Source organism: Pseudomonas subflava, from assembly GCF_023823685.1.
GTDB lineage: Bacteria > Pseudomonadota > Gammaproteobacteria > Pseudomonadales > Pseudomonadaceae > Aquipseudomonas > Aquipseudomonas subflava.
This window is the reverse complement of record NZ_JAMXBF010000013.1, coordinates 288,638-301,142: the sequence shown is the minus strand read 5'-3', so window position 1 is coordinate 301,142 and position 12,505 is coordinate 288,638. Positions and strand designations below refer to the sequence as shown.

General features: G+C 67.9%; 7 protein-coding genes. 1 reads left to right on the top strand and 6 read right to left on the bottom strand.

What is annotated here, in order from left to right; genetic code table 11:
• Window positions 1-190: 190 nt before the first annotated feature.
• The 4 genes from selO to NF616_RS18510 all read right to left on the bottom strand — a co-directional run bounded on the left by selO (window position 191) and on the right by NF616_RS18510 (window position 8,853).
• Complete coding sequence (selO, locus tag NF616_RS18525; protein WP_252275050.1) at window positions 191-1,651, bottom strand: protein adenylyltransferase SelO; 1,461 nt, start codon at window positions 1,649-1,651, stop codon at window positions 191-193.
• Between the two features lie 64 nt (window positions 1,652-1,715).
• Window positions 1,716-5,057: a mechanosensitive channel MscK gene (gene mscK / locus NF616_RS18520; protein ID WP_252275048.1), complete on the bottom strand. Its 3,342-nt coding sequence runs from the start codon at window positions 5,055-5,057 to the stop codon at window positions 1,716-1,718.
• A gap of 92 nt (window positions 5,058-5,149) precedes the next feature.
• Complete coding sequence (locus tag NF616_RS18515; RefSeq protein WP_252275047.1) at window positions 5,150-6,892, bottom strand: potassium/proton antiporter; 1,743 nt, start codon at window positions 6,890-6,892, stop codon at window positions 5,150-5,152.
• Window positions 6,893-7,035: 143 nt separating this feature from the next.
• The gene (locus NF616_RS18510) at window positions 7,036-8,853 is read right to left on the bottom strand and encodes an acyl-CoA dehydrogenase (protein ID WP_252275045.1); all 1,818 of its coding nucleotides are present in this window, start codon (window positions 8,851-8,853) and stop codon (window positions 7,036-7,038) included.
• Window positions 8,854-9,010: 157 nt separating this feature from the next.
• On the opposite strand from NF616_RS18510, the gene NF616_RS18505 reads away from it, so the two are divergent.
• Entirely contained in the window at window positions 9,011-9,847 is an 837-nt protein-coding gene (locus tag NF616_RS18505) for a 23S rRNA (adenine(2030)-N(6))-methyltransferase RlmJ (protein WP_252275043.1), read from the top strand.
• A 179-nt stretch (window positions 9,848-10,026) separates the two neighbouring features.
• Here NF616_RS18505 and NF616_RS18500 read toward each other — a convergent pair whose 3' ends face one another.
• Both NF616_RS18500 and NF616_RS18495 read right to left on the bottom strand, forming a co-directional pair.
• Window positions 10,027-11,385 (bottom strand): CSLREA domain-containing protein, encoded by a 1,359-nt coding sequence (locus tag NF616_RS18500; protein WP_252275042.1) that lies wholly within the window; start codon window positions 11,383-11,385, stop codon window positions 10,027-10,029.
• 102 nt (window positions 11,386-11,487) lie between these two features.
• The gene (locus NF616_RS18495; RefSeq protein WP_434091911.1) at window positions 11,488-12,300 is read right to left on the bottom strand and encodes a methyl-accepting chemotaxis protein; all 813 of its coding nucleotides are present in this window, start codon (window positions 12,298-12,300) and stop codon (window positions 11,488-11,490) included.
• Window positions 12,301-12,505 lie beyond the last annotated feature (205 nt).

Genomic DNA, 12,505 nt, shown 5'->3' with positions numbered 1-12,505 from the left:
GGGGCTTGCGCAGGGGCCGTGGGGCGCGGCGCTGGCGGGCTGGCGCGGTGGTGGGAAGAGCGGATGTGCAAGGAGTTGCGCAGGTGGTGGCCGGGGAGGGAGCGTCCCGGATTGCATCCGGGCTACGGTTGAAGAGATTGCCGTTCTCCCTCACTCCGGCCCTCTCCAGTAGGAGAGGGGAAGCGGCGTGTCAGGACGAACAGCTGATCTCCAGGCGCTTGCCCCACTCCGGCGGGCGTTCGGTGTAGCGCTGCATGCCGGGTTGTTCCTCGAAGGGCCGTGACAGCACGGCGTGCAGTTCGCGCACCGGGCCGTAGTCGCCCTGCTCGGCGGCGGTGATGGCGTTCTGCGCCAGGTAGTTGCGCAGCATGTAGAGCGGGTTGACCGCATGCATGCGCGTGCGGCGGGCGCTCTGTTCGCCGCCTTCGCGCTCGACACGGGCCTGGTATTCCTGCGCCCACTGGTCGAAGCCTGAGAGATCGACGAAGTCCTCGCGGACCACGGCAAGCGCTTCGGCCGGTGCCTGTTCGCCGAGGCGGCGGAAGAACAGCGAGTAGTCCACCGCGCCGGCCTGCATCAGTTGCAGCAGGCGTTCGATCAGCTCGGCATCGCCCTCTTCCGCCTGGGTGAGGCCGAGGCGACGGCGCATCAGGTCCTGGTAGTGGGCCTGGAACAGCGGCAGGAACAGGTCGAGGGTCTCGCGCAGCAATGCCACCTCGACGAAAGGCGTCAGCGCCTGGGCCAGCGCCGCCAGGTTCCAGTGGGCGATGGGCACCTGGTTGCTGAAGCTGTAGCGGCCGCTGTCGTCGGAATGGTTGCAGATATGGTTGGCGTCGAAGTCGTCGAGGAAGGCGTAGGGTCCGTAGTCGAAGGTGATGCCGAGGATCGACATGTTGTCGCTGTTCATCACGCCGTGGCAGAAGCCGTAGGCCTGCCATTGGGCGATCAGCCCGGCGTTGCGCTCGACGATCTCGCGGAACATGGCGGCCCAGGGGTTCTCCGCCGCCTGGCACTCGGGGAAGTGGCAGGCCAGCACGTGCTCGCCCAGCTCCCTCAGGCGCTCGTGCTGGTTGCTGTAGTAGAAGTACTCGAAATGGCCGAAGCGCACATGGCTGGGCGCCAGGCGCAGCAGCATGGCGCCGGTCTCCTGCCGTTCGCGCCACACCGGCGTGCTCGAGCCGGTGACGCAGAGGGCGCGCGACGTGGGGACGCCGAGGGCGTGCATGTACTCGCTGGCGAGGAATTCGCGGATCGAGCTGCGCAGCACGGCGCGACCGTCGCCCATGCGCGAGTAGGGGGTCTGGCCGGCGCCCTTGAGGTGCAGGTCCCAGTGCTCGCCGGCGTCGTTGACCACTTCACCCAGCAACAGCCCACGGCCGTCGCCCAGGCGCGGGTTGTAGACGCCGAACTGGTGCCCGGAATAAACCATGGCGCGTGGTTCGGCGTCGCTCCACAGCTTGTGCCCGGAGAACAGCTCGGCGAACACCTGCGCGTCGGCCTCGGCCGGATCGAGATCGAGCAGGGCCATGGCCGCCGGGCTCGCCACGACCAGGCGTGGCTCGTCCAGCGGCTCGGGCAGAACGGGGGTGGAGAAGACGTCGCCCAGGCGGGCGAAGCGGTTATCGAAGACGAGGTCGGCGAGGGCTTTCAACGGCGGGCTCCGCGGCAATACCCGAGCATTGTGCTCGGCATTGTCGCGGAGCGTCCAGCGTGCATCATTCGCCGTCGCCGGGCGGCGGCTCCGCCTGATGCGCTTCGTTGGCGCCGGAGGGCCCGCGGGGCTTGCCCTGCACCAGATGGTACTCGCCGCCGTTTAGGTTCTTCACATGCACATCGAGCTGACGGAAGGAGATATCGATGCCGTTCTTCTTGAACTCGCGGTCGATGAAGCGGTTGATCTCGTCGACCGCCGGGTTGCGGTCGGCCAGGTCGCGCACGTGGATGCGCAGCTCGTGGTTCAGCGTGCTCTCGGCGAAGTTGAGGAAATACACCAGTGGCTCCGGATCGCGCAGCACCCGCGAGTTTTCCTTGGCGGCCTGCAGCAGCAGCTTGCGCACCAGGTCCAGATCGGAGCCGTAGCCGACGCCGATCTGCACGGTGACGCGGGTGACGGTGTCGGTCAGCGACCAGTTCACCAGTTGGCCGGTGATGAAGGTCTTGTTCGGGACGATGATTTCCTTGCGGTCGAAGTCGGTGATGGTGGTGGCGCGGATGCGGATGCGGCTGACCGTGCCCGACAGGTTGCCGATGGTCACCACATCACCGATGCGCACCGGGCGTTCGAACAGGATGATCAGGCCTGAGATGAAGTTGGCGAAGATCTCCTGCATGCCGAAGCCGATGCCCACCGAGAGCGCGGCCACCAGCCACTGCAGCTTGTCCCAGCTGACGCCGAGGGCGCCGAGGGTGGCGACGAAGCCGACGCCGCCGATCACGTACGTCAGCAGGGTGGTGGTGGCGTAGGCGCTGCCCTGGGCCAGCTTCAGGCGCGACAGCACCAGCACTTCCAGCAGGCCCGGCAGGTTGCTGGCCAGGGCGATGGTCAGGCCGATGATGATCAGGCTGCCGAGCAGGTCCAGCAGGCTGATTGGCATCATGGTCGCCGCGTCGCCGGTGCCGCTGCTGTATTCGTACAGGGTGATGTTGTCGAGGTAGGTGAACACGGTGATCAGGTCGGCCCAGACCCAGTACAGGCAGGCGATGAAGCCGCCCAGCAGGGCCAGTCGCACCAGGCGCAGGGATTGCTGGTTGACCTGCTCGATGTCCAGCGTCGGCTCCTCAACCACCGTCTCGCCTTCCGGGCCTTCCTTGGGCTGGGCCTGGCGCTTGGCCAAGGCCCGGGCATAGGCCAGGCGGCGCGCCGCCACGGCCAGGCCGCGCTCGAAGGCGGCCTCCAGCACCAGCCAGAGGATCAGCAGGTAGAGCGTGTCGATCAGCCGGTCGGTGAGCTTGAGCGCTGTGTAGTAGTAGCCGAAGCACACGGCAACGAACAGACCGATCGGCAGAAGGGTGAAGCCCAGGCCGATGACGGTGCGGAACGGCGAGCCGTCCTCGCGCATCGGCCGCGCCAGCAGCACGCGGCTGAGCAGCCAGGCCATCAGGGCGAAGCAGCCGAGTACCACGAAGATGCCGATCACATCCTCGGCCAGCACGGCGGGCTGGTGTTCGGCCACGGTGACCACCGCGACCAGCGCCATCACTACCAGGCCCAGGCGGCGCACCTGGGTGCGCAGGTAGGTGACGCGCGCGGGCGGCCAGCGGAAGTGCAGTTCGCCTACGCCGCCCGGGGCGAGGATGCGGTACAGCGTGTAGAACACCAGCCAGGCCTGGGCCATTTCCAGCAGGGCACTGCCCAGGGTGGCGTTCTGCCCGCGGGCATCGACCAGCAGGGCGATGCCGCAGAGGGTGAGGAACAGCGTCACCGGCAGCGCCAGCAGGACGTTGAGGAAGATCGCCATCGGCGTATGCAACTGACCGTCGCGCTTGTAGTGGCCGATGTCCTCGTGCAGCTGTTGCAGCTTGCCGAACAGCCAGCTACGCCGCCACAGCAGCCCGCCGATCACCAGCAGCAGCGGAATGAACAGCCAAGGACGGTCGACCAGGCCGGCGCCCAGCTCGCGCACGCCGGAGCCCCATGGCATTTCCTTGAGCTGACGCTCGAGCAGGTTCGGCACCTGCTGCAGCCAGGCGAAATCGAGCGGCTTGTTGCTGGGAATCCAGAACATCTGCTCTTCCAGCGTATCGCGCAGCTCGTCCACCATCGCCTGCAGCTGCTTCTGGTTCAGCTGCAGGTTGATGGATTCGTTGAGCAGCGCATTGAGCTCGCGGTTCATGTGGTCGAGCAACTGGCCGCGGGTGGTGGCCAGGTCCAGCAGGGTCTTGCGCAGCTCCGGCGTGACCTGCTCGCTCGGCTGGCTGGCCAGCAGGCTGTCGACGTAGACATTGAGGTCGTCGAGCTTTCCGCGTTCCTGGTTCAGCTCGAACTGATACAAGCGGATATCGGCGATTTCGTTGGCCAGGTCGCTGTCCAGCTGCAGCCTCGGCAAGGCCTGCTTCTGCTGGTAGAGGATCTTGGCCAGCAACAGGCTGCCCTTGAGGACGCTGACCTGCTCTTCCAGGGCCTGGGCCGCCTGGGTCACGCTGTCCAGCTGCTGCTTGGCCTCCAGGTTCATGCGGGTGACCTGGTTGAGGCGCTCGGTGGCACGCAGCAGGTAGTCGGAAATCTTCAGGTTGGTCGCGCTCTCCTGGGCCAGCAGGCTGTCGGGCGTGGCCTTCTCGGCCTCGCGGGAGAGTTCGGCGACCGTCTGCTCGGAAGTCGCGCGGCGCTTCTCGCTGATCAGCGCCTGCAGGTCCAGGCTCTCCTGGTCGAGGCGGCGGATGCGCTCCTGCAACAGCTCGTGGCGCGCGCTGCCCAGGTCCTGCAGCAGGTTGTTGCCGGCCAGCTCCTGGCGCAGCAGCTCGGTCTGCGCTTCGAGGGAGGCCAGCTCGGCGTTGAGCTGGTCGCGGCGTTCGCCGCTGAGCGCCTTGCCGCCTTCCTTGCCGACCTTGAGCAGGTTGTTGATCTGCATGGTGCGGGTTTGGTTGCTGCTGATCTCCGCCTGGGCGCGTTCCGGGCGGGTCTGGGCGGTGATCAGCAGGCTGCTGGCCTCGGTCAGCTGTTGCTGCCAGTCGCTCAGTTGCGTGCTGCGCTCGGCCAGCATCTGCTCCAGCTGCTGCACGCTGGAGCGCGCGAAGCGGCTGGCGATGGCGGTCGGCGGGGTGGCCTTGATGCGGGTCAGCTCGCGCTGGGCCTCGCTGGTCAGGCGCGGGGCGTCGCGCAGCTGTACCTTGAGCGCCTCCAGGCGCTCGCGGCTCTCGTCGCGGTTGGCCAGGAACGCCAGGGTTTCTTCCAGGCGTGCCTTCAGGGCGTTGTGCTCGGCCTCCGGCAGCTTGCGCGCTTCGAGGCCGTTCAGGCTGTCCTGCACGGCCTTGGTCGACGGCGGTTCGGCGGCGAAGAGGGGAGAGGTCAGGCACAGGCTCAGCAGCAGGCCGGCTAGCAGGGGGCGCAGGGAAGACATGGTCGCGGGTGCGGCTCTTGGACAGAAATGCGGCTAATGATATGCCAGGCGCACCGCCCGCGCCGAGGTGCACGGCAGATTCGGCGTGCCTGTCAGAGGAAGAGTCCGGGCTTGGCCTGGCCTTCGGGGAATCGGACGCCGACCTTGCGCACCTTATTCCCTTCCATCACCGCGACTGTCCAGGTCAGGCCGTTCCACTCAACCTGGTCGCCGACCACCGGCTGGCCGCCGATTTCATGGGCGATGAAGCGACCCAGCGGGGTCTGGCCATCGACCTCGCCCAGCTTGAGCCCGTACAGCGTGGCGATGGCGCCGAGCTGGGCGTCGCCTTCCAGCACGAAGTCGCCGAAGAAGCGCAGGTCCAGGCCGCGTTCCGGCGCCTGGCTGAACAGCTTGCCGAGGGCCGGCAGGTCGTGCTCGTGGCCGATCACGCAGAGAATGTCGCTGGCCTTCAGCGTTGTACTGCCGGATGGGTGCAGCAGCTCGGTGCCGCGGAACAGCGCGGCGACGCGCGTGCCTTCGGGCATCTTCAGCTCGCGCAGCGGCGCGCCGATGCACCACTTCTCGGCGCCGAGGCGATAGACGAACAGCTCCCACTCGCTGGTGGGGTGGATCTCCAGGCCGGCGCGGGAAATCGGCGACGGGTCCGGCGGTACCGTCACCTTGAGCAGGCGCGCCGCCAGCGGCAGGCTGGTGCCCTGCAGCAGCAGCGACACCAGCACGATGAAGAACGCCACGTTGAAGAACAGCTGGGCATTGGGCAGCCCGGCCATCAGCGGGAACACGGCGAGGATGATGGGCACCGCGCCGCGCAGACCGACCCACGCGATGAAGATCTTCTCGCGGTCGTGGAAGGCGCGGAATGGCAGAAGGCCGAGGAAGATCGACAGCGGTCGGGCGAACAGGATCATCCACAGCGCCAGGGCCAGTGCGGGGATGGCGACCGGCAGCAGCTCGTGCGGTGTCACCAGCAGGCCGAGGACCAGGAACATGCCGATCTGCGCCAGCCAGGTGAGGCCGTCGAGCATGTGCAGGATGCCGTGGCGCGAGCGGATCGGCCGGTTGCCCAGCAGCAGGCCGCAGAGGTAGATGGCGAGAATGCCGCTGCCGCCGACGGCGTTGGTGATGGCGAAGATGATCAGGCCGCCGCTGACCACCAGCAGCGGATAGAGCCCGCCGGCCAGGGTCATGCGGTTGACCAGCTGCAGCAGCAGCCAGCCGCCGCCGAGGCCCAGCAGGCCGCCGATGCCGAACTGCTGCAGCAGGTGCACGAGGAAGCTCCAGCTGAAACCCGCCTGGTCCTTCACCAGCATGTCGATCAGGGTAACGGTGAGGAACACCGCCATCGGGTCGTTGCTGCCGGATTCGATTTCCAGCGTGGCGCTGACCCGCTCGTTGAGGCCGCGCCCGCCGAGCAGGCTGAACACCGCGGCGGCGTCGGTCGAGCCGACGATGGCGCCGATCAGCAGGCCCTGCATCCAGTTCAGGTCGAACAGCCAGACGGCGGCCGCGCCGGTCAGGCCGGCGGTGATCAGCACGCCGACCGTGGCCAGCGACAACGATGGCCACAGCGCCACGCGGAAACTCGAGACCCGCGTACGCATGCCGCCGTCGAGAAGGATGATGGCCAGCGCCAGGTTGCCGACCAGGTAGGCGGTGGAGTAGTCGTTGAAGACGATGCCGCCGGGCCCGTCGACGCCGGCGAGCATGCCGACGCCGAGGAAGATCACCAGGATGGGGATGCCGAAGCGCGAGCCGAAGGCGCTGACCAGGATGCTCATGCCCACCAGCAGTGCGCCTATCAGGAACAGACTGTTGATGGCGCTGGCGTCCAAAAGCGTTACTCCGGCGAGAGGGTGGGCATTTTCATGCAGGGGGCATGCCGGATTCTAACCTCTGCCTTCCTCGCCCTGTCAAAGAAAAACGCCCCGCAGGTGCGGGGCGTTTTTTCAGCGGAATCAGATGCTTGGGTTTTCGATTAGAACCAGGCATCGCGCATGGCCAGGCAGGTGTCGTCACGCGCCTCGAGGATGGCCAGCTCGTGGTGGCAGCCCGGCACTTCCCAGGTCAGGAAGTAGCGCGCGGCCTGCAGCTTGCCGCGGTAGAAGTCGGTGTCGGCGGCATTGCCTTCGCCGCTGGCGATGCGCGCCAGGCCTTCTTCCGCGCGGATTGCCTGTTCCAGCCAGCGCCAGCCGATCACCGCGTGGCCGAACACCTTGAGGTACAGCGCCGAGTTGGCCAGGCCCTGGTTGACCTTGCCGGCGAGCAGGTCGCCGAGCAGTGCCAGGGTCACGCCGCCGAGGCTCTGCACCAGCTGTTCCAGCGGCTGGCGCAGGCGGTCGAGCGAGTCGAACGCCGCGGCGCGCTGGCAGCTGGCCTGGATCAGGCCCATCAGGCGCTTGAGCGCGGCGCCGCCGTTCATCGACACCTTGCGGCCGAGTAGGTCGAGCGACTGGATGCCGTGGGTGCCCTCGTGGATCGGGTTGAGGCGGTTGTCGCGGTAGTACTGCTCCACGGGGTATTCGCGGGTGTAGCCGTGGCCGCCGAGGACCTGGATCGCCAGTTCGTTGGCCTTGAGGCAGAACTCCGAGGGCCAGGACTTGACGATCGGCGTGAGCAGGTCGAGCAGTTGCAGCGCCTGCGCCCGCTCTTCCTCGGTCTCCAGGGTGTGGGTGTCATCGAACAGCCGTGCGGCGTACAGGCCGAGATCAAACGCGCCTTCGACGTAGGCCTTCTGGGTCAGCAGCATCCGCCGCACGTCGGCGTGCTCGACGATGGAGATCTGAGGGCTGGCCGGGTCCTTGCCGTCCGGCTGGCGGCCCTGCGGGCGCTGGCGGGCGTACTCCAGCGAGTACAGGTAGCCGGCGTAGCCGAGCATGATCGCGCCCATGCCGACGCCGATGCGCGCCTCGTTCATCATCTGGAACATATAGGAGAGGCCGGCGTGCGGCTTGCCCACCAGATAGCCGACGCACTCGCCGTTATCGCCGAAGTTCAGCGCGGTGGAGGTGGTGCCGCGCCAGCCCATCTTGTGGAACAGGCCGGCCAGGGTCACGTCGTTGCGCTTGCCCAGCGAGCCGTCGTCGTTGACCAGGAACTTGGGCACGAGGAACAGGCTGATGCCCTTCACCCCGGGCGGCGCGTCCGGCAGCTTGGCCAGCACCATGTGCACGATGTTCTCGGAGATCGGCTGGTCGCCGCCGGAGATGAAGATCTTGTTGCCCTTGATGCGGTAGCTGCCATCGGCGTGCGGCTCGGCCTTGGTGCGGATGTCCGACAGCGACGAGCCGGCGTGCGGCTCGGTCAGCGCCATGGTGCCGAAGAAGCGGCCATCGATGATCGGCTGCAGGTAGCGCTGCTGCTGTTCCTCGCTGCCGAAGGCCTCGATCAGGTTGGCCACGCCCATGGTCAGCATCGAGTAGGAGCTGGTGGCGCAGTTGGCCGACTGGAAGTGGGCGAAGCAGGCCTGCGACAGCAGGTTGGGCAGCTGCATGCCGCCGGCCTCGAAGTCGCGGGTAGCATTGAGGAAGCCGGCCTCGTGGAAGGCCTTGAGCGCCGGCGCGACTTCCGGGATCAGCACCGCGGCGCCGTCCACGTACTGCGGCTCGTGCTCGTCGTTCTTGCGGTTGTGCGGGGCGAACAGTTCTTCGGCGATACCGCGCGCGGTGGCGATGGCGGCATCGAAGGTTTCGCGGTTGTGCTCGGCGAAGCGCGGGCGTTGGGTCAGGGCTTCGGCGTCCAGCACTTCGTAGAGCTCGAAGGCCAGGTTGCGGGAACTGAGCAGGGACTCGGACATGAAACGCGTCTCCGGTGGGATCTTCCTGAAGTCTAGAATTGTGAATAGAGGCTGCCTAGCAAGATTCATCGCCCTGATGCTGGGCTAGAAACTGCTCGCGTCCTTCCTTCGGGCTACAATTCGCGCCCGCTCCAGGTCCTGCTTCAGGTAAGCGCCCATGAACTACCGCCACGCCTTTCACGCCGGCAACCACGCCGACGTGCTCAAGCACCTCGTCATCAGCCGCATCATCGCCCTGCTGTCGCGCAAGGAAGCGCCGTTCGCCTACCTCGACAGCCATGCCGGCGTCGGCCTCTATGACCTGCAGGGCGACCAGGCGACCCGCACCGGCGAATGGCTGGAAGGCATCGCCCGACTGTGGGACGCGCCGGACCTGCCCGAATCCACCACCGACTACTTCGGCGTGCTGCGCGATCTCAACCCGGACGGTGCGCTGCGCTACTACCCCGGCTCGCCCGAGCTGGCGCGCCAGCTGACCCGCGAACAGGATCGCGTGCTGCTCAACGAGAAGCATCCGGAAGACGGCCAGCTGCTCAAGGACAACATGAAGGGCGACCGCCGCGTGGCCGTGCACCTGGGCGAGGGCTGGCACGTGCCGCGCGCCCTGCTGCCGGTGGCGGAGAAGCGCGCGCTGCTGCTGATCGATCCGCCGTTCGAGAAGGCCGACGAGCTGGAGCGCTGCGTCACCGCGCTCGACGAGGCCATCGGCCGCATGCGTCAGACCGTTGTCGCCATCTGGTATCCGATCAAGGACGAGCGCCAGCTCAAGCGCTTCTACCAGAACCTGGAGAAGTCCACTGCGCCCAAGCTGCTGCGCGTCGAGCTGTTCGTCCACGCGCCGGACGATGCCAATCGCCTGGCCGGCTCCGGCCTGGCCATCGCCAACGCGCCCTGGGGCCTGGAGGACGAGCTGAAGCAGCTGCTGCCGTGGCTGGCCGGCAAGCTGGCGCAGAGCCAGGGCAGCTTCCGCCTGGATTGGCTGATCGCCGACTGACCTTTGCCCGTCTTCTTTCGAGCCTGTTCGCGGCCTTTCCGCGCACCGCACGAGCCGGTGGATAAGCAACGCGTTATCCCCCCCTACAGGGCCTGCAGGCTTGAGTAGGGTGGAAAACTGCGAAGCATTTCCACCAATGGGGCAAGCGGGCGCCTGTTGGCGAGATCGTCAATGGGGTCTCAAGGTCCGGCGCGCTCGAAGGCGCCCAGATCGCAGCGGGCGATGCCGTCGCCGTCGCCATCGCGCGGTCGGGTCAGGCGCCGCTGGTCGTGCCGCGGGCAGCTGCCCTCGGCGCTATCGAGGGCGGCGCTGGTGCGGCGCAGGGCGTGGGCCGGGGTGCCGTTGTTCTCCGCCAGCGGGAACAGTTCGCGCACCAGCACCTGATCGTTGTCCACGCTGATGCTGCCGGTGCAGTTGCCGGCATCGCTGCCCAGCAGCAGGCCGCGGATGTGCATGGCGACGGCGGTCGCCTGGTTGTGGCAATTGCGCGGCTCGCCGGTCTCGCGCTGTTGGTTGCCGGCGATGATCGCGTTGCGCAGGCTGACCGTGCCGTCGACGTTGAGCAGGCCGTAGCCGTCGTTGTCGGCGATGGTCACATGCACCAGCGTGGCGTAGGGGGTGCCGGTCGGTTGCGGGTTGTAGCGGTCGCCGTTGTCCAGCGCGGCGCCCTTGCCGCTGTAGTTGTTGCTGAGGGTGCTGTTGGCCAGGGTCAGGGTGCCCCGGTTGAAGATGGCTCCGCCGATGCCGAATGGCATGGCGCGGTTGCCGTTCAGCGCGACGCGCGCCAGGTCCGCCGTGCCCTGGTTGTAGAGGCCGCAGCCCATGCCCACCTCGTGGTAGTCGCCGCAGCGGTTGTATTCGATGCGGCTGTCGCGCACCTGCAGCGTGCCGGCGTTGAACAGGGCGCCGCCCTGGCCCATGGTCATGTAGCCGCCGTCCACCGAGTTGCCTTCGGCGCGCACGTGGTGCAGCTGCGCCGTGGCGAAATTGGCCAGGGCCCCGCCACGGCTCTGCACATTGTCGATGTGGGCATAGGCGCGGTTGTCGAGCAGGGTCACCTCCATCAGCCGCAGGGAGCCGTGATTGCGGATGCCACCGCCGTCGTACAGCGTGCCGCCCCGGGTCAGGGTCAGGCCGCGCAGTTCGACATCGGCACCGGGCTGGACGTCGATGAGACGGTCGCTTCGTCCACCGTCGATCAGCGTCTGATCCGCGCCGGCGCCGAGCAGGGTGATCTGGCCGAGGAGGTCGAAATCGCCGACGCGATTGGCGTTCTCGTCGATCGGCAGGCCCTGGTCGTCATTGCCGTTGGGCTGGCTCAGCGGGTAGGTGCCGGCGGGAAGCCGGATCGAGGCCGGTTCGTCCGGCGTGGCGTTGGCGGCGGCGATGGCCTCGCGCAGGGAGCAGTGCTGCGCGGTGCAGGCGCCATCGAATTCGTCGGCGGTGGTGGTGACGCTCAGTTGCTGGGCCAGGGCCGGCAGTGCCAGGCAGGCCAGCAGGCCGAGCGGACAAGATAGGGGAAGGCGGGAGGCGGGCATGGCAGACCTCGTGTGCGGTGGACGGGGACTGCTCGGTTCAGCGAGTTGACCTTAGCGGGGGTTCGCTGGTTCTGCCACGCCGCGAGTCGACCGCTCGGCGGGTCAGGCCGCAGGCGTGGTGTTCGAGGCTGCCGGGCGCAGGCGCGTGGCCAGTTCGGTCAGCGCGTGTGATTGCTGGGTCAGCTCGCCGAGGAGGTCGTCGCGCTCCGGCGGAAGCGGCGCGAGCGCGGCAGGCAGCGCTTGGGCGCGCTCGGCCAGTTGGCCGGCGATCTCCCGTGCGCGTGTGCCGTCCTCGTTCAGCCCGCTGAGCCGGGCGGCGATCAGCCGCTGCGCCTCGTCGCCGGTCGTCGCATCGGCATGACTCAGGCGCGCGGCCTGATCGTCGGCCTGTCGCAGCGCCTCGAGCATCTCGGCCACTGTGCCGCGGATGGCCTGGGAGAAGTCGGTGGAACGGCTCGACAGCGCGCGCACCTCGTCAGCCACCACGGCGAAACCGCGCCCGCTGTCACCGGCCCGCGCCGCCTCGATGGCGGCATTCAGGGCCAGCAGATTGGTCTGCTTGGCAATCGCGTCCATGTCATCGGTGGCGCGCAGGATGGTCTCGGCCTGCTGGGCGATGCCGCGCATGCGCTCGGCCAGGGCATCGGCCTGCGCGCCGGTCTGGCGCTGCTGCTCGAGCAGGGCGTCCAGCGCCTGCCGGGCCTCGGAGGATTCATCGCCCTCCTGCGGCAGCGCGGCGAGCAGCGTGGCCGCCGCCTCGGCGTGTTCGTGCAGACTGTTCTGCAGCGCCTGCCAATGGAGTTGGCGCTGCGACTGCGCGGACTGCAGCTCCTCATGCAGGCGCTCGATGCGCTCGCGTTGGTGGGCGCAGAGGCTTTCCAGTTCTTCGCCCAGGCTGGCGAGCCAGGGCGGCATCTCGACGACGGCCGGCCGCGGCTGCATCAGCGCGCGCCAATGGGTGGCGGTGGCCAGCGCGGGTAGCAGGCCGAGGCTCAGGCACAGGCCGCAGAACAGGCAGATCCACAGCGGCAGGCCGCCCCAGGCGCCGAGGCCGATCAGCAGCCAGGGCGAGACCTGCAGGGCCAGCGCGGCGGGGCTGAAGGCCCTGGGCGGAATCTCG